The sequence below is a fragment of the Microcoleus sp. FACHB-68 genome (assembly GCF_014695715.1).
Taxonomy (GTDB): domain Bacteria; phylum Cyanobacteriota; class Cyanobacteriia; order Cyanobacteriales; family Oscillatoriaceae; genus FACHB-68.
In genome coordinates this window covers 1,658,092-1,680,859 of sequence record NZ_JACJOT010000008.1, presented here as the reverse complement: position 1 = coordinate 1,680,859, position 22,768 = coordinate 1,658,092, and the positions used below count along the sequence as shown (strand labels likewise).

The following is a 22,768-nucleotide window of genomic DNA, read 5'->3' as shown; positions in this document are numbered from 1 at the left end:
AAATATCCAAACACCCGGTACTCAGCAACCCACCTCACCTTAACTTGAGCAAAAGTGAGAAAATGCCAGCCACCCCTTGAATCAGAAAAGGCAAGGCGGGAGTCAATCTATCTGAGAAAGTACGGTGTTACAGTAGGCAAAAAGATTCCCTGCTGCCTGAAATCTCACAAATTGAGGTCAATGACCGTAAAATCACTGACACGTTAAATATATCACATAGTGTCTTAAGACAAGAAAACAAAGTAACTAAGTATTACATAAATAATTTATATAAAAAAATGACCAGCCTATCTAATATCACATCATCTTCAGCAAGTGCGCTTCCCAATAGTGATTCGCCAGGGAAGGACTCATTCGCAGCAAATCTGGGTTTCCCAAATCAACCGGCACATCAGACACCTGGGGTTTAACTTCCAGCGCCTTTATCACTTCACCGGCAACCGCACGTCCTAGCAAGGGTGGCAGCGCATTACCCACCTGTCGAAATCCATGCCACTTTGTCGTGTGGAAACGAAACCAATCTGGAAATGAATGTAATCGCGCTGCCTCGCGCACTGTAATCACTCTGGGGTGCAACGGGTGGATCGGGCGCGGGGACGTATGCCGGCCTCCTTCTCTGCCGGTACCGGCACGCAAAGGGCTACAAAGTCCCTCCAGATCTAAGCGTCGTAACCGGCTGTTATTTTCCACCTTCCCCATTGCTGTATCTTGAAACCGTTGCACACAATCAGGAGTGTGCGCTGTTCGCAGGCAGCCGGTTAAAAGCTGCCGATTCCACAGCCGGTGATAAGCACAATCCGCTTGATCGCGAACCAACTCGCGCAGCGATCGCACATACTCACTCGCCCCATCTTCCAAAGCTTTCAGTTGCGCCTCAGATAGCAGCAACTCATCGGTATCCAACAATTCAGGAAACTCATCCACATCTGGCAAATCTGCGATCGCATCCCTCACCGTTACCTTGCGCTCTGTAAGCGGTTCTGGATAAGATAACAAAACTTGACCGCAACGAGACCCCAGCAAAAACATCCGTTGCCGGTCTTGCGGGACGCCAAAATCCGCTGCATTCAAGACTTGCACCGGCAGCGTAATTTTATATCCAGCCGCTTCTAACTGGGAAATCAACCGTTCTAAAAAATCTGCGTACTGATCTGTCACCAGACTCGGTACATTCTCCATAATGAAATATCGCGGTTGCAATTCGCACACCACCCGTGCGAACTCAAACACGAAGTCATTGCGTTCATCCTCAATAACCCCTTTGCCCATAATGGCAAACCCTTGAGACGGTGGCCCACCAATCACCAAATCAATCTCACCATCCCAAGCCGATGACTGCCGCTGATTTTCCGCAACCGGCAATGACGCCCAACTTTGCGCTGCGGTATCTGCAATCACTAGACTCGACAGAGTAGAGATATCAGCGCACAGAACCTCTGTGTAGGGGAAATTGAACCTATAAACTGCTGCGTGAACCGAGTCAACCTCCACCGCTGTTAACACATCAAAGCCGGCTTGCTCAACCGCCAGGGAAAATCCACCGGCACCTGCAAATAAATCGACTGCCAGGGGTCGCCGATTAGAATGGTATTGAGACTTGGGCTTTAAAATTTTGGTCACATTGAAGATTAGCCGTGACAATGCAGACGGGGTTGCCTTCCATTAAAAGTTAAAAAATCAATTTTAAAAGTTAAGAATTCTTTTATTTTGATAGCAGCTGTAGAATCGATTGAGCTGCGCGATCGCACACCCCCACCTCTCCCAGGTTGGAGCGCATTTCCTGGTAGGCTTTCAGAGTTTGCTGACGCCGGCCTTCATCCAGTAAAAGTTCTAAAGCTTCCTTGACAATGTTTGCCGATGTTGCTTGCTCTTGCAGCAACTCTGGTACTATCGGCTGCATTTGCACCAAATTGGGCGGTGACATAAACGGAATCGAAAAATTGAATAGCCGGCGGGCAACCCAGTAGGTGAAGGGATGGACTCGGTAAAGAACTACCAGCGGCACATTGAGCAAAGCGATTTCTAAATTAACCGTACCCGATTTAGCGATCGCCAGATCCGCCGCTGCCAGCACGTCCTGAGACTGACTGGTAACTAAAGTCGCCCGTAACCCGTAATCCGCAATCGCTTGTTCTATGGGACGTCTGAATTTCTCCAGAGATAGGGGAATCCAAAAATCAGCTTGCGGCAATTTCTCCTGAATTTGCTGGGCTGCTTCACAGATTGCCGGCAATAGGTAACGCACCTCTTGCTGCCGTGATGCCGGCAGCAGAGCGATTGCAATTGCTTCTTTGTCAATCCCTAAATTAGTCCTGGCTTGTTCGCGAGAAGGGAACGTCTGCAAGCGATCAACCAAAGGATGACCTACCCAGCTTACCTTTGCCCCTTGCTGTTGAAAATAACGCGCTTCCTCTGGGAAAATCGCCAGCAGCCGGTCTGTGACGCTGACAATTTGCTCGGTATAGCGCGGGAAAGGCGACCAAACCCACATTTGCGGCGCAATGTAATACACCACCGGCACAGCCGGCAGATGCCGCTTGACATAGCTGCCAATCGCCAGGTTTGGCCCCATGTAATCAATCAGCACGATCAAATCGGGTGGGTGTTCCCGCAGGTATCGCTTCGCCCGACGCTGAACTTGCAGCGTCGGCAAAATGTAAGGTAAAGATTCCAACAGCCCGACAGAACCGATGGCGCTGGTATTGCCTACCAAGGTTGCGCCGGCTTGTGCCATGCGTTCGCCTCCCAGCGCCACAATTTCTAATTTGATGCCTATCGCATTCGCTTGCCGGTGCAAAGCATCAATTAACAAAGACCCTTGCAAATCACCCGACACCTCGCCGGTGCTAATAAAAATTCGCAACGGTGAGGCAGTATTCAGAGGCAGGGGCAAATTCAATGCGATATTTTCCGGTGATTCTGTGCCCATCTGCCCCTCTGTTTTGGCATTCCTCACTCCTCACCTCTCATGTGAAGACGCCGGCCTGGCATTGGCCCACGCCGGCCTTTCATTTGAGACAGTTGCAGGAACCGGCGCAAATGTTGCACGTATTCGTTTTCGGGGAATAAATCTAGCTGTTCTAGGGCTTCGTTCAGTGTCAGTCCAGAACGGTAAATAATTCGGAATGCTTTCTTAAGATAGTTGCGATCAGTCTCCGTCAAACCGGCCCGCTTCAGGCCAAGCGAGTTCAGCGTTCGCACCCGTGACGGATTGCCCTCAATGAGCATATAGGGCGGCACATCCTGAACAATCCGGGCCACACCCCCGATCATCGACAATCGCCCGATGTGGACAAACTGATGGATACCCCCAACGCCCCCAATCGTAGCGCGAGATTCAATATGGACGTGGCCGGCTAGGGACACCGCATTGGCAATCACCACGCCGTCTGCAATCTCACAGTTATGAGCCACATGAACATAAGCCATGAGCAGATTATTATTGCCGATAGTCGTCGTTTCGCCAGCACCCGTGGCCCGGTTAACTGTCACATACTCACGCAGCCGGTTGTCGTTTCCGATTTGTACGCAACTCAAAGAACCATCATATTTAAGATCCTGAGGTTCTAAACCAATGGCTGCGCCTGGGAAAATTTGATTGCGAGCACCAATTTCCGTTTTCCCTTCGATGACGACATGGGCACCAATCGTCGTTTCTGGGCCAACTTTTACGAGATCCCCAATGACTGCATAGGGTCCCACCTGTACAGTCGGGTGCAGTTGAGCGCCGGGATGGATGACAGCGGTGGGATGAATTAAAGTCTTCATTTGTCAGTTGTCAGTTGTCAGTTGGTAGGGGCGGGTTTTGTGGATAAATTGTCTAGAATTGAGCAAAAATTGTCTGCTTGCGCCCGCCCGTACAGTGGTCAGTTGTCTATAGAAGTGATGAGTGAGTCGCGGCAACGAAGGCAGCGTCACTTTTCCCTTACCACTGACGACCGATCAATCAACAGTGTTTTCAGTCCACCAGGGAGAACAATAGTTCGCCTTCTGTAACCCGCTGGCCATCTACTTCAGCACGGCCCTGCATTTTAGCGAACCGGCGGCCTTTGACGCAGATCAGTTCTACTGTCATCACTAGCTGATCTCCGGGTACAACAGGTCTGCGGAACCTGACTTTATCAATGCCGGCAAACATAAATAATCCGGGTGGTAGATTGGGCAGTTGCGTCATCACGACCCCGCCAACTTGTGCCATTGCTTCCACAATCAGCACTCCCGGCATGATCGGGCGTCCTGGGAAATGTCCCTGAAAATGGGGTTCGTTGATACTGACATTTTTAATCCCGACAGCCATTTTTTCCGGGACATAGTCAATAATCCGATCCACCAGGGAAAACGGATAGCGGTGGGGGAGAAGTTTATGAATTTCTTCAATGTTGAACACAGTTTTGGGTGATGCCGGCACCGAAGCGCTCTGTGCAGCCTCGCTGGCCGGTTCAGGCTGAGCCGAATCAGGGGCAGAGGAGTGATTGGAATTAAGATCGGTCAGGGTGGACATGAGTAGATATTGATTTTGGATTTTAGATTGTAGATTTTAGATTGGGGATGAATCTGGACATTACCATATCTAAAATCCCGAATGCGACTGGGCCAGCAACCGGGCAAGCTGTATGTGCAATTTGTGGCTTGCTTTGTAGGCTAAAAAGTGAGCTGAGGGAAAAGCTCCCAACAAGCTGATATCTCCTACTAAGTCTAAGATTTTATGACGCACTGGTTCATTTGCAAATCTTAGTGGTGGATTTAGCCACCCGCTGACATCGCAGACGAGGGCATTGTCTAAACTCCCGCCTTTGATTAAACCCTGTGAACGTAGCTGCTCGATTTGGGCGGCAAAGCCAAAAGTTCGAGCCGGCGCGATTTCGGCGGCGAAGCGCTCGGTTGCCGGTGTCCAGCTATACCACTGCTGACCAATTGCCGGTAGATCAAAGTCTATGCCGTAGGTGAAGCGCGTTTGCGGGGCCGGCAGCGCTGCGACAAAGGCATCTCCTTGATGTACCCAAACCGGCTCTTTAAGAATTCGGGTGTTAGGAATAGAGGTTGGGTCATTTTCGCTCACAACCCCCACAGAATTGATCGCCTCTACCCACGGATGAGCTGAGCCATCTAGCAGGGGCACTTCTGGGCCATTGATCTCGATTCTGGCGCTATCGACTCCTTGTGCCGCCAATGCGGCTAACAGGTGTTCGACCGTTCGCACACAGGCGTCTTCGTTGCCAAGTTCTGTAGAAAGAGTGGTCTGACGCACAAACTCGACGCGGGCGGGAATCACAGGAGAACCGGCCAGATCCACTCGCACAAAATAGCGCCCCTCATGGCGTGCAGCCGGCAGGACTCTAACTTGAGTCTGAGTGCCGGTGTGCAGTCCTACACCCGACAGCTCAAACGGTGCCTGAATGGAGTGCCCAGTTCCCAGTTCCCAGTTCCCAGTTAAAGAAATACTCATGCTTGACGACATCTCATTTTTGACTTCTCACTGGAAACCTTAAAATCTTTCTCCAATTCCAAAGTGAAAGCGGCCCTCTCCTTCATCATTAAAGCCATAATCCACCCGAATCGGGCCTAAAGGAGAATTGATGCGAACACCGAGACCGTAGCCAAAGCCACTCCCCGGCTTGTCTCGTACCCCTGCCGGGTCGCCCGGTACGGAAGAGCCAGAGCCGAGGTCGGTGCCGAAATCGACAAACAGTGCCCCGCCCACAATTGCAAAAATAGGGAAGCGATACTCGGCAGTGGCTTGAATAAAACTGCGACCGCTACCCAAGTCGCCTTCATCATAACCCCGCACTGAGTTACTGCCGCCTAAAGCAAACGCTTCGTAGGGGGGCAGATCCCCGACCACAGTGCCGGCTTGAACATTAAAAGCTAATGTCTGTGGCCCTTCAGAAAAGCGAACGTAGTTAACGGGAATGTAGTAGCTATAGCTGCCCCGTAGACGATTGAGTAAGATGCTGCCTTTGCCGATGGGCACAGACTGCTCAGTTGCCAAGCGCAAAACAGACCCTCTGGTGGGTTTGGCACGGTCATCGCGCAGATCCCGCACAATTCCAAATTGCAAGGTTGTCAGGTCGTCTTTGCCGTCGCCGCTAAAGCTCAAGTCATTCCCCAGTTCATCTTCGGGGCTGAGGTCGCCATCGGAATTGCGGATGGTAATTCGCTGGTACTGCAAGCCCAAGGATGCCTGCCATTCCGCATTCAGGGGGTCTGGCCCTAGGGGACGGTTAAAGGTGACGCCGCCACCCAAACGCAGAAGACGCGGGCGATCTCCATCGGGAAGATAAACTTCGTCATCGCCGCCGGTGTAAATCAAAGAAATTGACCGGCGTCTGAAGCCATTCACGGTGTAAGAGGTGCGGTAAGGATCGCCGGCAATCCAGGGATCGGTGAAGTTTACGTCGAAGAGTAAGGCACGTTCACCAACTTGCAACTGGGCACCTAATTTTTGGTTGTTCCCCCCTAGGTTTTGCTCTTGATAGCTGAGGGTGCCAAATAACCCTGTGGCGGAACTGATCCCGGCCCCTGCTGCGACTGAGCCGGTGTTTCTTTCTGTAACATCGAGCACCACCGAGACTTTGCGCGGATCTTGGCCTGGATTTAGTGAGGGTTCGACTTTTTCAAAGATGCCTAAACCAAATACTCGCCGCAAGTCTGAAACCAGGGTATCTCGATTAAGTACGTCTCCTGCTTGAAGTTGCATTTCCCGCGTGATGATGAATTCGCGGGTACGTCCGTCAACGGGGTTGCCTTCCTCATCGGTTGCCTCGCCTTCTTCTGTAAGGAAGCGGACTTGGATATCTTCAATAATCCCTTCGGCGACTTGTAAGATGACGGTGCCTTGGGCATTGACTTGTGAGGCGTTAATGACCTGCGCCAAGATGTAGCCGTTGTCTTGATACCACTGATTTAATTGTTTGACGCCTTCTTGAAACCGGCGCAGGTTGAGAATTTCGCCGTACTGCTCGCCAAAGATGCTGTCAATCACGCTTTGGGGCACCACTTGCTGGCCTTCGCCGGCAGGGACAACATTTACCGTCACATTCCGCAATACCGGGTTCTGCTGCACCACAAAGGTTACACGCACGCCTAGGGCTGTATCCTCTGGCTGATAATCGACTGCGCCGAAGAAGCCGGTGGCAAAGATGGCGTTCACATCTTCTTGCAATTGGCATCGATTTGTGGTGCGACCGGGCTGGGTGCGAATGGCTTGGTAGACTTTATCTTGCAATTCTCCTTCCACACCGCTAACGACGACCTCTGCAACTAACACTTGCGGAGCGTTTGGATCGGGACAGCGATCAGTGGTGGGAGTCGGAACGGGTGCCGGCGAGGGTGGGGCTGTCTGATCAGTTGGAGATGGGGTTGGCGTGGGCGGAGTTTGCTCAGGTGCAGACGGAGTCGGGGTTGGCGGGGTTTGCTCAGGTGCCGTCAGAATTGGCTGAGCGTCTGGGTTTTCCTCACCCGCCCCTGGTTCAGGCGTCTGGGCAATAAGCTCTAGTGCGGCAATCGCTGTCCATGTACTCTGAGGAGTCGAGAGATTAAGGATTCTCGATGGGTTGGTGATTGTTCGTTCTGTGTTTTTGTGCCCTTGTGCCGGCAAGTTTTCTTTTCTGGAATCAGGAGAAGTTTGAACCGGCAACTCTAGCGCTGATACGGCAACCGGCTCAACTGCTGCCGGTGCGGCACTCAGTTCCTCAGAAACGCTTACGCTACTGGAGGGGAGGGGTTCTGCTTGCTCGATCAATTGCCACAACTGACTCATCCCTTCTGGGTTGCCCACAGCGCCCTCAGTTTCAGGCTGTGCCGGCATTAAGCCTGCCAGTTCAGAATTAGACTGTGTGAACCTGATGGTTTGCCCACTGACGGGGTTCGATAAACTCAGGGTGGCTGAAGCCGTCACAATTGCCACCCATACCGGAGGTATCCGCATTTTGTTCACGTTTTTTTCCACTCCCACACACCTTTGAGATCAAACTCCGAAGGCGAAAACACTTCGGCTCAGCGACAAATATCATAAATGTTTCGAGTTTGATCTCGAAAACCCAATTTCAGCAGCCCCAAGGATATCACGCCAGAACTGTCACTGAACGGTGACAAAGCGCAACTGTACGGGCTTTTGGTAAGAACCTTTACGGGCGGGTTTGACCTAAGATTGTCTGTTTCTAGAACGCACCACACGGCTAAACCCGCCCCAGCACCCCTGACTATTTACTCTGACGGTTGGTTGGTTTGAGCTAGCACCCGCTCTAAAACCTGCTGATAAGCTTCTTCGACATTGCCCAAATCTCGGCGGAATCGGTCTTTGTCCATCACCCGCCGATCTGGATCGTCATCTGAGTTATTCCACAGCCGGCACGTGTCAGGACTAATTTCATCCGCCAGTCGCAGGGTTCCCTCACGATCTAGACCGAACTCTAGTTTAAAGTCAACTAGGGTAATCCCGCATCGCAGGAAAAAGGCTGAGAGGATGTCGTTAACCTGTAATGCCAAGGTTTTCAGTTGCTCTACCTGTTCTGGAGTAGCCAACTCCAGCAGGAAAAGCCGTTCACGGGTTAAAAGCGGATCTCCCAAGTCGTCATTTTTATAGAAGAATTCCACCAGGGGTTGTTTCAGGACGGTGCCCACCGGCAACCCGGTTTGTTTGCACAAACTTCCTGCTGCTATGTTCCTCACTACGACTTCTAACGGTAAGATTCGGACGCGCCGGACGCGCATTTGGTTGCCGGTTGGAGAGTCGATGAAGTGGGTGGCGATGCCGGCAGTTTCCATCTCTCGCAATAAATGACTGGAGATGGTGCAGTTGATCTCACCTTTGCCGGTGATGCTGCCCCGCTTTTGGGCATTAAATGCGGTGGCATCATCTTTAAAGTGGGCCAGCAAAATCTCTGGATCATCGGTGGTGTAGAGAATTTTGGCTTTGCCTTCGTAAAGTTTTTGATGGGCGGACATGAGGCGTCTCGTGAGTAGGGAACTGAGTGCTATCTCAGGCAATTGGCTCAATTATTTTATCTTTCTGCGGCACGCTTTGACGCTCAGCCCCATCAAAACTTTCTATCTATCGGAGGAGGTGAATCCGCTATGCCCATGTTAACTCTTTTATAAATTAAAGATTTCTCTAGCAAAGTTGCTATTAAAAAAGTCAGCAGCTATGCTAATCCAATAAGATAGATGGGAATACTTCAATAAGAAGCTTTATATCTTAAAATATGGCAATTAATCAGTTTTGATGGTGGCCGGACAAGTAAGTTGCCGAGCTTTTTATTTAATGCCTAAAATCTGCTTAATAGCTAAAGTTATTTTTGTTAAGCAAAAGATAAATTTATTGAAAAAATATTAAAGTTTGGTTAATTTAAAATTAAAGGTCGGTAAAGGTAAATTATTCTTACCATCGCAGTCACAACCTCTGAGACAACTCTAACGGCAATGATCCTTACCTCATAAAAGTAGCTAAACCTCATTGGAGATGTTTAGGCTGAGACAAAACTCAGGTTAACTTGCCCAGAACTGAAGAAACCCGAAAATGTAGTGATTAGGTTAATCTAGATAAAGCTGAAACTTAAAAACTTCATCAGGAGAAATTTATGGAGAACCACTCTAATTTTCTTTATCCGCGCAGTCGCTATTATGGAAAGTTTACGCCAGAAAACTTAGTATTTAATGCAAATCTCCAAGAATTTGCCCATAAAGTGAACTACCTTTGTGCCTTAGAAATGAATGGAAAAATTGCGCCAGAAGTAGCCTATGAAGATATTAAAGCTCTCTGGGAACAGCTCAAACAAAGTAAAAAAGAGCTAGGAATTGGTGAACAACCGCCGGCTAGTGAAAGTTAACCTAAAAATCAGGAATGAAGGAGGGCAAAGAAATTTTAATTCAATTCATGCCTAAATTTTTTGGCATTGCACATTTATGGTAGGAGGGAGGGATCGGTACAGTTTTATGTTTCAGGTAGTAAACAACCAGTCTCACCGATAGACTTAACATTTCAACTGGTTTGGAATGACATAAAGTTTTTCTATGTAACCGAGCTAGATCATCTCTCAATCTGGGATTTTCTCCTTCTAGCCGGATCATCTATGTTTTGTTTACTATATGGTCAGCCTCCTCAATAAACTGGGGATAAATTACATAGCCATCTGGGGCATAAAAAAAAACACTTCCAGCTTTTAATAAGAAGCCATAAGGCTTTAAACCTGTCTGCACTTCGGTCACCAACGACCCAAGCGATCATCCCTGCAATTGCTTTATTTACAACTGTCTATAGCCAGAATTTTTTTTTTGCCGACATAAGTCTGTAATCCATCTATCAGGGCTATTTCGGGTATTTCCGAATAATCGGGTTCGGGAGTGAGGTGATTTCCGGCCTTTTTAACCCAATTAATAACGGTATTATGAGAAACGCCAGTCAGACGTTCTATCCGCCGACATCCATTTCCTTCTAGGTAGAGATGGAGATGGAGACATTGCTTTTTCACATCTAAGGGATAACCTCTATCAGAATAAACATCTATAAATTGCCCACGCCCATCTGAACAAATATGGTTTTGCTTACCTCTTTTTAAGCCATTTTTATTAATATTGGTGGACTGACAACTGGGGCAAAACATAGGTTTTGTGAGTTGGCGATGTCCCATCAATGCCCGGAAGGGTGAAATACTTGTAAATTTCGCTTCCTCAACCAATGAATAAGCTTTTAAAAGCAATAACGGCTAGGATTGAGTCCTCATGGGTAACTGAGCGACTAAGCTTAGTATCTGGCTTTGACTGAGGTTGAGAACACTGAAGAAAGATCACTAAAGTATTAATTTAATTTCAACTTAACGGGACTTAGAAAGATTTCAAGCCCAAACAAAAGCGCACACTGCCGAGCTTGCCTGTGCTACTGGGATACTGCCAAAAGACAGGGTTGCCTTCAGGTCTTCTACGCCGCTATCGAGATCAAACGCTCCGAGTAGATCAAAGGCTTTAGCCCATTGCCTCAGTTCGCTTTCATAAATTCAATAGCAAGCGAAAAAATCGTAGATCTCAAAGAGTTCCTCGGCTTATACTCCAATTAAAAACTATTATAAAGGAAATATAAAAATAATATAAAAAAATATGAAAGTATCAATTTTCGCGATACAAACTAACATGACTTTTAATTGGGCTAGCCAATTATCAACTCTACAACTCATCAAGGAAATTCAATGAAACTTTTAACCATTGATACCAAAAACAGTTGTTACGTTATTGACGCTAACGAAATGAACCCCGTGCAACAAAATGTTGCTAGCTCTTTTACTTTGGAGGAAGGAACTTTTGATATAAAAATCACCAGTGGCCGCTGTAGTTATGCTGAGAGCAAAACTGAAGGCGAACCTTTGGTTGTACTTTGACCAGCGAATTGATAATGCAGTTAATGTGAAAATTGCTAATCAATCTCAACATATCAGCAATCAAGTAATTCAGCAGATACAAAATGACATCGATCAGCGTGTTGATAGTGTCGTAAGCCTAAAAATTTCTGATCAAACCCAGAATGTTAGAAATCTGGTAATTCAGCAAATGCAGACCTACATTGATCAACGGATTGACAATGTAGTTAACCTCAAAATTGCTAATCAAGCCCAAGAAATTAACACTCAAGTTGTTCAGCAGATACAAAATGACATCGATCAGCGTATTGAGGCGGTAGTTAACCTCAAAATTGCTAATCAAACCCAAAACATTAAGAGCCTGGTAGTCCAACAGATTGAAGCTAATTTCGATCAACGCATCAAGTCTGTTGTTAACCAATCTACAGGTAACAATGTTCAGTTAGTCGTTAATAATGTCGTCAACGAGCTTGATAATCGCATCAATGTCAACTTAGACAATAAAATTGTCAACTTCCGCAATGAAGTATCTACCCTCGTTAACAATGAGATTAACCAAAACTTCACGGAGTCTCTCAAAACGACGATTTTATCAGATATCAAAAAACAGCAGTTCTACATTGATATGCAGTCAATCAAATCTGAGGTGGAGAACTTCTACGCCCGTTTAGGACAGTTTGAGAGTCAGTTATATTTTCGTATTGAACAGGGTGATACCCAACTTTATAATTGGACTCTTGAACAACTTATTGCCCTTCAAGGTTGCTTAACTGATCGCCAAGCTCTGGTTGAGATGTTTGAGTTCTTTGCCAGTAGCCTTAAAGACCAACTAAATGGTGCTGAATGTGTTCATCCTAGTCGGTTTACCCCTTGGGTAAGAAGAACTTCGCAAGTACAACTTGAGTCTCAGCAGCCTCAGCAACTGCCAAACGCTTAATTATCCCGAATATCGCACCCTACCGCGTCCTGCTGAAAGGAGCGGTAGGGTGGGGGGGGAAATGTCAGATTAGACGACATTGTTTTAATTCTTGCTACCACAGACCTTTACCCCTCTTTTGTCACTCTGGAAAGATGAGAACTGCCGCAATTAACACGACTCCTCCAATACTCCGCAAAAACCGATTGTTTTAAATAGAGCGTTGGTGCAGAAAAAATTCCTCCTAAGCCGACTAGAATGAATCCAATTCCTGCCGGCAGAGAAATCGGTATGAGTCCCAGGTTTATGATGCGAAAGCCAATTAGAAGTGAGACAAGTCCTGCAAAGAATCCATAGACACCCAAGGTCAGTAAATCCCAACCCATTGCCAGAGTGAATGAAGTTCCTACAAAGAGAATGCCAAACAGAACTGTTGTTTCACCAAAGGCAATATTTAAACTACCAGGAATGGCCAGGTCAAATTCATGTGTAAGCCAGTGAGTAAAGCGATCGCACCGACTACACCAAAGCCTGGAATCCGGCACTGCACATTCATAGTATGATAAAAGGACATCGGCAACTCACAAAACCTATGTTTTGCCCCAGTTGTCAGTCCACCAATACTAATAAAAATGGCTTAAAAAGAGGTAAGCAAAACCATATTTGTTCAGATGGCCGTGGGCAATTTATAGATGTTTATTCTGACAGAGGTTATCCTTTAGATGTGAAAAAGCAATGTCTCCATCTCTATCTAAAAGGAAATGGATGTCGGCGGATAGAACGTCTGACTGGCGTTTCTCATAATACCTTTATCAATTAGGTTAAAAAGACAGGAAATCACCTCACTCCCGAACCCAATTATTCGGAAATTACCGAAATAGTCCTGATAGATGAATGACAGACTTATGGCGGCAAAAAAACAAATTCTGGCTAGGGACAGTTGTAAATCAAGCAATTGCAGGGATTATTGCTTGGGTCGTTGGTGACCGAAGTGCAGACACGTTTAAAGCCTTATGGCAGGTTATTAGCCGATTTATGGACTATACGGGAGTTACAATAGTCACTCCTTTCCAATTTAAACCCCAAATTTTCTGAGCCGGCCTAATTTCTACAAAATCTGCCTCTAGAAAAATTTCCTTTGCCCTTTACTTCGTTGTCATCGTATGCACCCCATTCCAAGACTCAGGAGGAGGGTTTTTAAGATAATTGTGGCAGCGTTCCAAATGAATGGCTACCGCACGGTCTTTTTCTCGAATTTGTGCCGCCAATTCAAAGTAAACAATTGCTTGCTGAAAATCCCTCGCCATGTAAGCAGCGCGGCCATCTTTGTAGAGTTGTAAAAACTTTTCAGTGGCGCTGTCTAGAGGCTGCCGGCGATCACCAATTAATTCATAAATACTCACCGCTTCATTTTTACCCTTTACGCGAATTTTGTCTAACTCGCGTACCCAGATCTCATCGCTACAGAGTTCATAAGTATATTCGCTTAAAATAATATCGCAATTATACTCTTTCGTCACACTTTCTAGGCGAGAACTTAAGTTAACGCCATCACCAATAACGGTGTAGTCCATGCGTTTTTGCGACCCAATATTGCCTGACACCACATCTCCCGAACTAATGCCAATGCCAATATGAATTTGCGGCTGGGCTTCAATAATGCGCTTTTTGTTAAATTCGACCAACCGCCGGCGCATATCTAATGCTGACTCAACAGCCATCCTCGCGTGGTTTTCCAGGGGCAGGGGTGCCCCAAAAACGGCCATTAGGGCATCACCGATAAATTTATCCAAAGTGCCTTCGTGGTTAAACACCGCCTCCACCATTGTTTCAAAATACTGATTTAGCAGCATTACCACTTCCGTCGCCCCAAGGTTTTCTGTAAGAGTCGTGTATCCTCGGATGTCGGAAAATAAAATAGAAACTTCTTTGCGTTCGCCCACCATGAGGGAGTCCTCACCCAGCGCCATGACTCGTTCTGCCACACCTGGAGTCATGTAGCGGTACATGGTCGTTTTCATCCGTTTTTCGCGGCTGATGTCTTCAAGGACGACTAAACCGCCTCGCACGCCTCCTTCAGGATTGGTGAGGGGGTTGACGGTGAGATTGATACTGCGTTCGATGTGTGTCACCTGATCTTTAAAGAGTTGGGTGGGAGTTTGGACATCACCGGCATCCCAAATCAGTTGGTTCCAAGGAATATAGATGTCCGGGTGGATGCGATCCGGAAGGGCTAGGATGTAGAGTTTGGAAACTTCTCCAGAGTCTGGGGGCAATTTTGGAGGATCTGTGTATAGCCCTAGAACTAAATTTTGCTCAGGTACATAGTGCCTAGAACCTGTTGTTAGACTGTCTTGTAAGCGCCATCGCAGATTCTCAATAGGCACAACCTCCCAAAGGAATCGGTCAACAAGCTTCTGTTCCCACAGGTGCCGGTGTTTACCGGCTTCTATTCGCACAGGGCAACCTAGTAACTCCAGCGCTGCTTCATTAATCGTTACAATCCGGCCTTGCATATCTGTAGAGATCACCGCGTCAGATAGACTTTGCAAGATGTCTTTCTGATATTGCTTCTCGATCAAAACACTCTCAAATAGCTGGGCATTTTCAAGGGCGATGCCGGCTTGAGCGTTAAAAGCCCGCATAAACGCTTCATCAGAACTGGTGAAACTGCCTTGGTTCTTATTAATTAGTTGAGTCACCCCAATCAAGTTACCCGACGAGTTATACACCGGCATACACAAAATCGTGCGAGTGCGGTAGCCGGTGCGCTTGTCGGTACTCGGATCAAAACGGGGATCTTGATAAGCATCCGTAATATTGAGCGTTGCGCCGGTAGAAGCCACATAGCCGGCGATTCCTTTATTGGCAGGAATGCGGATTTCCATCATCGTTCTGCCATCCGCCTTCGCCACCTTTGTCCACAGTTCCCCAGTTTCTTGACTGAGCAAAAACAGGGTACTGCGATCCGCCTGCATCAGATCGCGGGCTTGATCCATCACAGAACGCAGCGTCGCTTCCAGATCCAGACTTTGGCCCAGTGAAGATGTCGCCTTCAGAAGGGCGGAAACCCCCCGCTGATTCCGGGCAGCCACATAAAAAGACTGACAGCTTTCTAAGATAATGCCAATCGAGTTGGCAAAGGTGCGAAATTCCTCCTCATCCTCACTATCAAACGGCACATCACCGGCTTTATTTAACAGCTGCACCACCGCCACCACTTGATTCGGGTGTTTGTTACTAAAAATTGGGATGCACAGCAAGTTGCGGGTGTAATAGCCCGGATGTTCGTCAACTTCTTTGTTGAATAATTCATGCGTGCTAACGTCTGCAATATTCAGACATTCGCCGGTGGTGGCCACATGGCCGGCAATTCCAACATTCAGCGGAATGCGGATTTCTAGCGGCTTGCCATTTTCGCTGGGAGTGAGTTTAGACCATAATTGGCGTTTTTCGGTGTCAACTAAAAAGATAGTCGTACGATCCGCTTGGATGATTTGGCCAATTTTCAGCGTAAAGGCATCCAGCAGCTGCTCAAGCATCGTTTCCAGGGCTTCGTTGTTGATCAGCTCAATCGCCCGGAGAAACTGTTGAAATTCGGCGGTAATAAAATCGAGCAGGCAGACAAATTCGGCAACTGGCAGATTTTTAACGCGACGGGCTAGGGCACCCATGCGATTGGCTTGAGTCAATGTGGCCAGAACGCTACCAGCATCGGAAAATGTCATAGTAATAACCCCTCACAGGGTGCAGGATAACCCACGCTTCGGCACAAAGTTTCGCTCAAGTACAAGTCAAAGCGATCGGTGAATGCCGAAGCAATGCTGGGCACGCGCCAATGTGAGTGTTCCTTGAACCTGGTGACGGTCAAACTCTGTGTGAGCAACGTGATTGCCGGACTCGGATGATATGAATTTGAAGCCCCTTAATTAAGATAATCTCTCGCTCAACTTAGGGCGAACGCGGGTTGACAACCAAATTAACACTATCCATCAATAAGGAGTACCGGGAAAGTTACTCAATAGAAAATAGAGTCGTGTAGCTCGATCACTCAGGCTCAATACCAAGCGACCTATTACGAATTTATCTGGTTGTTACCAGCCTAACAAGGCTTGAACGCTATAAAAGTAAACATAGTTAAAGGACAAGGGCCACAGGAGCTAGTGCGCTCTGGCGAAAGTAACCTACCAGAGATGAGCTTGGGATAGGAGTTCTAGTCAGGCCGGCACAACTGCTCTTGGCTGCTTCAGGCGTTGAGTGATACCCAAATTCGCAACCCATGACAACTGGAACGGGTTCAGGTGCGCTTGTGGCGGACGAGGTGGGCAGTGGCTACAGCGCAACTGGAAGCAGCCGCAGCTAAAAAGTCAGTGATAAAAAGTGGGTGCCATTCATTACCCAAATATTAACTGAAGAACATCGTCCCGGAACGCCTAAGTTTTTTACCACAGAAGATGACGCGAATAGTAGCGCTCGCCTGTGAAACGCCACCCGCTTTGGAGTGTGTGCCAATTTACTCAAAAACTTGTTTTAGCCGGCAGTCTTCTATCTGGCATTCCTTTAATTGATCAAATTCTTGCTCACTTGAAAACTTACTTTTCCCAATGCTAACCCAACGGTAAAGCACAGGAACGACTCAACAACTTACTAGAAGATTGCTGAATAGGAATTTCAATGATAAACTCTGTTCCCTGCATGGGTTTGGAAATACACCGTAATTGACCCTTGTGTTTTTCAACAACAATCTGATAACTAATTGACAAACCCAAACCCGTTCCTTTGCCCACCGGCTTTGTGGTAAAGAACGGATCGAAAAGGCGTTTTTGCAGATGTTCCGCCATCCCTATTCCATTATCTGCTATCCGAATCACAACTTGGGGATTAGAGATGGAAGATTCTTTTTTTTGCGTCTCTTCTGCCTCTCTAATCTTCACAGAAGTGCTAATCGTAATAATCCGAGGAGCGTCTTTCTTTTCCAGCGCATCAATTGCATTGGCAAGCAAATTCATAAAAACTTGATTAAGTTGGCCGGCATAACACTCCACAGAGGGCAAGTTACCATACTCTTTAATAATTTGAATCTCACGATTGCCGGCATCTGCTTTCAAGCGATTTTGCAACAGCAGCAGTGTACTATCTAACCCCTCATGAATATCAACCGGCTTCATTTCTGATTCATCTAAACGGGAAAAATTTCGCAGCGATAAAACAATTGACCGAATGCGATCCGCTCCCATTTTCATCGAAGTTAATAGCTTCGGCAAATCTTCTAAAATAAACTCCAAATCCATCTCCCTCGATAACTCTAGAATGTCTATGGTTGGATTTGGATAATGCTGCCGGTAAAGCTGCAGCAAGTGTAACAAGTCGTCAATATATTGCTTTGCCGGCGTCACATTGCCATAAATAAAGCTCACCGGATTATTAATTTCGTGAGCCACACCGGCAACCAACTGCCCTAAAGAAGACATTTTTTCCGTCTGAATTAGTTGAGATTGAGTCAGCTGCAACTCCCGCATCGCTCGTTCGATCTGGCTCGCTTTTTCTCTCAATTCAACCTCCGACTGCTGCAACGCTTCATTTGCCAGCATTAAAGCAGCCGTGCGCTCCTCAACTCTTTGTTCTAGCAGCTCATTCGCCCGTTGCAAGCTAGCCTCCGCCTGCTCGCGTTCTACAATCACTGCCGCCAAAATTATCGTTGTTACCGCAATAACCCCGACAAAACACTGCAATAACAGCAGAGATTCGTTGAGTGACTCCCGGATAAATGGCCCATGACCGTGAACCGTCCCCCAAATCGCGCTACTCGACACGATCAGAATTAATAACGTTGCACCACGCTGGCCAAATCGAAAAGCAGCCCAGACTAAACAGGGAATGACTAAATAAGCCACCGGATAACCGCCGCCGAACGCCACTTGGCAAATACTTACCAGTAGTACCAACAGCAGTACAGCCTCAAAAAACTTGGGATGTGCAATTGCAGATTTTAGATAGGATGGTAAAGTCGAAAATCTCAAATTTGAAATCGGACGGATCCAAATCAGCAGTGCCGGTGCCACAACCAAAATTCCAACGGTATCTCCTAAAAACCACGTAGCCCAGGTTTGTCCGTAGGTATCCCAGCTACAGATGCCGGCCAAACACAAACTGGTTGAACCAAGCGTTGCGCTCACCGCGCAGATGAAAATAGCTCCCAGCGCCACAAACTTAAAAACATCCGCTGCCCGATCCAGCAAATTTTGGTGTCCCACAAACCGACGCAGCAAAAAGCTGCCCAACACATAAGGCACTGTCACCACGACTCCCATAAATGCCGAGAGGGCAATGGACGTGGCAACTGGAGGGGCATTTGCTTCACTCAATAAAGCCGTTATCGCTTCTAAAAACTGACCTAGCCAAATTCCCGGCCAAACTTCATATCCCAGCAGGATGACTGCTGCTAAGGAAATTCCAGATGCCGGCCACACCGGCATAACAGTCCCAGGTTGCTCCGCGAGTGAGCGCGCGAAGATCGCTGCAGCATAGTAGACAGTCGCGACAACCAGCACTTTGGTTAGCCATAGTGACCAATTAGGCCATGAGTAATGCTTCATGTTTTGTCAACCGTCTATATATAGATTCTGCTTCTTATAAAACCCACATTCCGCAATTAAATCATCATTCCCAGCTATTTTGGCGAACCCATCAGCCGAAACTTTTATCAAATAAGGATCAAAGCGTTTTACTAGCCAGATCCGCTTTTTATTTTTATTGGCAATTAATAATATTTATTGACTTTAATCCCAGGAATCTTTATAAATGGGCAACGTTATCCCCGCAGTACAAGGAATTGCTCTACGTGGTTTGAAAGATTGTATCTACCTAAAAAATGATTTAAGTGAATCTTCTATAAATCTTCAGAATTGCTAGGCTTACTGCCCTCACCCAAATAGGCAAGTGGCGATTTATCGTCCCATCAATTCAAAATAAAACAGCCCTAGAAAATTTTCTGGGGCTGTTGGCTATTTATCTTAAGTTGTGTTCAGAAGTTGGAATCTTTCAAGGGGCGAAAGACTTCTCGCCCCCAAATCAAACCTTACCACTCAGGGTTAACCGACCAACGTTTAACCCAAATTAACTTTAACAACGCGGTTCTTTTCTTCTTCAGCTTTAGGAAGCGTTAGCTGAAGAATGCCGTCTTTATATTCGGCTTGAACTTGGTTATTTTGAACCCGCCCTGGCAAAGGAATCACGCGTTGAAATTTACCGTAGCGGAATTCAGAGCGCATCATGCCATTTTCTTCTGTTTTGGCTTCACTCCGGCGTTCTCCGCTAATGGCAACGGCTTCTGCCGTAACTTGCACATCTAAATCCTTAGCTTCTAAGCCAGGAACTTCTAATTTCAAGTGAATCGCTTCCGGAGTTTCCTGCATTTCCGCTGCGGGAATAAAGGCAACGCCATTGGTGCGTCCATCAGCAGCCGGGGTGAGGGTATCAAACAGCCGGTTCATTTCCCGTTGCAAGCTATCAATCTCGCGGAAAGGTTCCCAACGAATGAGTGCCATAGTAGCTGCCTCCATTACCTGTTCTTTTAAGAGTTTCACCGCTCTCAATTGAGCTTGTTTTTAATATATTAAAAGCAACCGAATGGGGAGATTCGGTTCTTTGGTAAGGAGAAATCGCAATTCCCGAACTTTTTTAGGACGTGATTCGCAACACCGGCACAGTGAGCGAGCTGCTGTATTCAACAAGCGCGAAGCGTCATAGAAAGCTACAAAGAGATTTCCAGGCGTTTGTTATGTTTTTCAGTGATAACCTTAAAAACTTGTAGAGTTCGGTTAAACGATTTGTGCCATGTTAGAGTGTCCGTCTCATCACCGCAATCGGTACTTGCCCAATAGATGCAGCACTTAAAATGATTGCAATAGTCCTGCGGCTTGAACTTTCCAATCTAAAACCTAAAATCTAAAATCACATGAGTGAAAGCGTTACTAGCTCTAACTTGGGATTATGGGGTCAGCGGTTAGTCGCCGCGATTTTCCTGGGTGGCCAAGTTATTGTTCACCTGTTTGCCGGCAAGATCCACCGGCGCAACACCCTCGACCAAATGGCAGCAGTTGGCCCAGAGTCTTTGCTGATCGCCCTGTTAACGGCTGCCTTTGTGGGCATGGTGTTCACAATTCAGGTAGCGCGAGAATTTATTAACTTTGGTGCGGCAAATGCGGTGGGTGGCGTCCTCGCTATTTCCCTTGCCCGTGAACTTGGCCCAGTTTTGACAGCAGTGATCTTAGCAGGGCGCGTTGGTTCAGCGTTTGCTGCAGAAATTGGCACGATGAAAGTAACCGAGCAAATAGACGCGCTGTATATCCTCAAAACCGATCCGATTGATTATTTGGTACTTCCCCGCGTCATCGCTTGCTGCATCATGCTGCCGGTTTTAACCATCCTGTGTCTGATCACCGGCATGGCAGGGGGAATGTTGATCGCCACGAATATGTACGGCATCTCCCAAAATATGTTTTTAAGTTCTGCTCGTAACTTCCTCGATATTTGGGACATTTGCAGTGCTGCCCTTAAAGGAATTTTCTTTGGTTCTTTAATTGCCGTGATTGGGTGCAGCTGGGGTTTGACGACAACGGGGGGTGCTAAGGGCGTTGGGCAGTCCACCACGACAGCAGTTGTTACCTCCCTGCTGGCGATCTTTGTGTTTAACTTTTTTCTGTCCTACTTGATGTTTCGCGGCACCGGCAGTGCTGTGATGAAAGGTTTGTAAGGGCTTGAACCTTTAGAATTAAATCAGGTAACGTAACTTTACAGACAAAGGAATTTAAGAAAAGTGACAACTGCCACATCTTCTCGCCTGCCAGCGCAGACAGTTGAACTAGCTCCAAGCTATACGCTGCCACTGGTTTTAGTGTTCGCACCCCTTCCCCTTTTACTGGTGCAACCTTGGGTGGCAAGCGTGATTGCGATTTTTGGCTTGTTTCTCATGTTTCAGGCGCTTACCATTCGCCTGAGATTCACAGAAACAGCCTTAGATGTCTATCGTTCGGAAAAGTTGATCCGCAGCTTTCCCTATCAGGAATGGCAAAATTGGCGGATTTTTTGGCCTGCTGTCCCCATTCTGTTTTACTTTAAAGAAGTCAAGAGTATCCACTTCTTGCCAGTGTTATTTGACCCTAAGATGCTGCAAACCTGTTTGGAGGAGCGCTGCCCAATTAATCGGTGAAGTAGGGACGGCTTTGTGATAGTCAATTGAAGGCTAGGCAGACCGCCCAGACAAGAAAACGAGTTTCCTGCTCGGCACTGAGCACTCGGTGACGCACGTTCCCTGAAATTTTCAGGATTGCCCTATTAATTTATGAGTTCAGACGAAACCCAACATCCAGAAGAGTTACAAGATCAAGCCATTGAGCCGGTGGATTTGCCAGAGGAGCAACGTTCACCGGCAGCGTCAGATAGCGAAAATTTGCCGGTTGAGCTGCCGGCAATAATTTCTCTTGATGAGGCGGCAACTTTGGCGCAACGAGTGGCTGAATTGCAACAGCAAGAACAAACCTTGAAAGAGGAAATTGCCAAGTTGCAAACCTCTCGCGCTCAACTGTTGCAAACTCAGGCAGACACGCAAGCTGCTTTAGGCCGGCTCGTCCAAGAAGGCTTGAGTGAGCTAGAACAGCGCAAGCAGGCGTTGCAAATTAGCGTAGAACAACTGGAACGGCGTCAAGAACGCATCCGTGCTGAGATGCGAACAACCTTTGCCGGCGCTTCTCAAGATTTGGCGATTCGGGTTCAAGGTTTTAAGGACTACTTGGTGGGAAGCTTGCAGGATTTGGCCAGTGCGGCTGAGCAGTTAGAACTAACGCCGCCGGCACCCACTCCTCAAAAGCAAGCTGTCAGAGAAGCTAGGGTCGAGCAAAAGTCCTCATCGCCTAAGTTTGCCGAGCAAGGATTTCAAGAGCAAGCCAAACAAATTCGGCGCATTTTAGACCAATATCGCACGATGCCGGATTATTACGGCCCGGCTTGGCAACTGCGCCGTACGTTTGAGCCAATTCACGCTGAGCGAATTTCTAACTGGTTTTTTACTCAAGGAGGCCGGGGAGCCTTGCGGAGTATGGGGAGCCGGTTGCAAAATATTCTCATCGCTTCCTCTGCGATCTCGGTATTGCGGCAGATTTACGGCAATCGTCTGCGGACGCTAGTTCTGGCTACGACACCAGAACGGCTGGGAGAATGGCGTCGCGGCTTGCAAGACTGTCTGGGTATTACTCGCAGCGATTTTGGCCCAGAACGGGGCGTTGTGTTATTTGAGGCGGCTGAACCCCTGGCGCAAAAAGCAGATCGGCTGGTGAAAGATGGTCAGATGCCGCTAATTATCATTGATGAAACGGAAGACCAAATTAATCTTGCGTTATTGCAATTTCCCCTGTGGTTGGCTTTCGCGCCTGAACCCCAAATTATGCCGGCGGCCAGGGAGTTTTAAGGGTGAGTAGTTATTGGTTTACTTGCACTTTTGCCAAAA

The 22,768-nt window shown here is 47.4% G+C and carries 17 protein-coding genes and 1 pseudogene; 6 read left to right on the top strand and 12 right to left on the bottom strand.

Annotated features, from left to right (window positions below; translation table 11 throughout):
- Positions 1-297: 297 nt before the first annotated feature.
- The 7 genes from H6F73_RS15535 to purC form a co-directional block, all read right to left on the bottom strand.
- Complete coding sequence (locus H6F73_RS15535) at positions 298-1,620, bottom strand: DNA cytosine methyltransferase (protein ID WP_347239543.1); 1,323 nt, start codon at positions 1,618-1,620, stop codon at positions 298-300.
- An 82-nt stretch (positions 1,621-1,702) separates the two neighbouring features.
- On the bottom strand, positions 1,703-2,863 hold the full coding sequence (gene lpxB, locus H6F73_RS15530) for a lipid-A-disaccharide synthase (RefSeq protein WP_190759678.1): 1,161 nt from the start codon (positions 2,861-2,863) through the stop codon (positions 1,703-1,705).
- Between the two features lie 89 nt (positions 2,864-2,952).
- Positions 2,953-3,768 (bottom strand): acyl-ACP--UDP-N-acetylglucosamine O-acyltransferase, encoded by an 816-nt coding sequence (lpxA, locus tag H6F73_RS15525; RefSeq protein WP_190759578.1) that lies wholly within the window; start codon positions 3,766-3,768, stop codon positions 2,953-2,955.
- Between the two features lie 190 nt (positions 3,769-3,958).
- Positions 3,959-4,501, bottom strand: coding sequence for a 3-hydroxyacyl-ACP dehydratase FabZ (fabZ, locus tag H6F73_RS15520; RefSeq protein WP_147688061.1), 543 nt, complete (start codon positions 4,499-4,501; stop codon positions 3,959-3,961).
- Between the two features lie 69 nt (positions 4,502-4,570).
- Entirely contained in the window at positions 4,571-5,446 is an 876-nt protein-coding gene (gene lpxC / locus H6F73_RS15515) for a UDP-3-O-acyl-N-acetylglucosamine deacetylase (RefSeq protein WP_190759577.1), read from the bottom strand.
- Positions 5,447-5,485: 39 nt separating this feature from the next.
- The gene (locus H6F73_RS15510; protein WP_190759576.1) at positions 5,486-7,927 is read right to left on the bottom strand and encodes a BamA/TamA family outer membrane protein; all 2,442 of its coding nucleotides are present in this window, start codon (positions 7,925-7,927) and stop codon (positions 5,486-5,488) included.
- A gap of 278 nt (positions 7,928-8,205) precedes the next feature.
- Positions 8,206-8,946 carry a phosphoribosylaminoimidazolesuccinocarboxamide synthase gene (gene purC / locus H6F73_RS15505; RefSeq protein WP_190759575.1) on the bottom strand — a complete coding sequence of 247 codons (741 nt, stop codon included), beginning with the start codon at positions 8,944-8,946 and terminating at the stop codon, positions 8,206-8,208.
- A gap of 632 nt (positions 8,947-9,578) precedes the next feature.
- Here purC and H6F73_RS15500 point away from each other — a divergent pair.
- Positions 9,579-9,827 carry a hypothetical protein gene (locus tag H6F73_RS15500; RefSeq protein WP_190759574.1) on the top strand — a complete coding sequence of 83 codons (249 nt, stop codon included), beginning with the start codon at positions 9,579-9,581 and terminating at the stop codon, positions 9,825-9,827.
- Between the two features lie 40 nt (positions 9,828-9,867).
- Here the strand turns inward: H6F73_RS15500 and H6F73_RS15495 are convergent.
- Positions 9,868-10,601 (bottom strand): annotated as a pseudogene (locus H6F73_RS15495) (IS1 family transposase).
- A 579-nt stretch (positions 10,602-11,180) separates the two neighbouring features.
- Here H6F73_RS15495 and H6F73_RS15490 point away from each other — a divergent pair.
- On the top strand, positions 11,181-11,369 hold the full coding sequence (locus H6F73_RS15490; RefSeq protein ID WP_190759573.1) for a hypothetical protein: 189 nt from the start codon (positions 11,181-11,183) through the stop codon (positions 11,367-11,369).
- On the top strand, positions 11,326-12,285 hold the full coding sequence (locus H6F73_RS15485) for a hypothetical protein (RefSeq protein ID WP_242072452.1): 960 nt from the start codon (positions 11,326-11,328) through the stop codon (positions 12,283-12,285). The genes H6F73_RS15490 and H6F73_RS15485 overlap by 44 nt, the downstream gene beginning before the upstream one ends.
- A 107-nt stretch (positions 12,286-12,392) precedes the next feature.
- Here H6F73_RS15485 and H6F73_RS15480 read toward each other — a convergent pair whose 3' ends face one another.
- The 4 genes from H6F73_RS15480 to H6F73_RS15465 all read right to left on the bottom strand — a co-directional run bounded on the left by H6F73_RS15480 (position 12,393) and on the right by H6F73_RS15465 (position 19,811).
- Positions 12,393-12,809 (bottom strand): DUF981 family protein, encoded by a 417-nt coding sequence (locus tag H6F73_RS15480; protein WP_347239542.1) that lies wholly within the window; start codon positions 12,807-12,809, stop codon positions 12,393-12,395.
- A 600-nt stretch (positions 12,810-13,409) separates the two neighbouring features.
- A complete protein-coding gene (locus H6F73_RS15475; RefSeq protein ID WP_190759572.1) occupies positions 13,410-15,992 on the bottom strand; it encodes an adenylate/guanylate cyclase domain-containing protein in 2,583 nt (860 codons plus the stop codon).
- Positions 15,993-16,871: 879 nt separating this feature from the next.
- Positions 16,872-18,860 (bottom strand): MASE1 domain-containing protein, encoded by a 1,989-nt coding sequence (locus H6F73_RS15470; RefSeq protein ID WP_190759571.1) that lies wholly within the window; start codon positions 18,858-18,860, stop codon positions 16,872-16,874.
- A gap of 510 nt (positions 18,861-19,370) precedes the next feature.
- A complete protein-coding gene (locus H6F73_RS15465) occupies positions 19,371-19,811 on the bottom strand; it encodes an Hsp20/alpha crystallin family protein (protein WP_190759570.1) in 441 nt (146 codons plus the stop codon).
- 410 nt (positions 19,812-20,221) lie between these two features.
- Between H6F73_RS15465 and H6F73_RS15460 the strand changes: the two genes are divergently transcribed.
- From H6F73_RS15460 to H6F73_RS15450, 3 genes are all read left to right on the top strand, one after another.
- Entirely contained in the window at positions 20,222-21,019 is a 798-nt protein-coding gene (locus H6F73_RS15460) for an MlaE family lipid ABC transporter permease subunit (protein ID WP_190759569.1), read from the top strand.
- 63 nt (positions 21,020-21,082) lie between these two features.
- Positions 21,083-21,475: a DUF3119 family protein gene (locus H6F73_RS15455; protein ID WP_190759568.1), complete on the top strand. Its 393-nt coding sequence runs from the start codon at positions 21,083-21,085 to the stop codon at positions 21,473-21,475.
- A 132-nt stretch (positions 21,476-21,607) separates the two neighbouring features.
- The gene (locus H6F73_RS15450; RefSeq protein ID WP_190759567.1) at positions 21,608-22,729 is read left to right on the top strand and encodes a DUF3086 domain-containing protein; all 1,122 of its coding nucleotides are present in this window, start codon (positions 21,608-21,610) and stop codon (positions 22,727-22,729) included.
- Positions 22,730-22,768 lie beyond the last annotated feature (39 nt).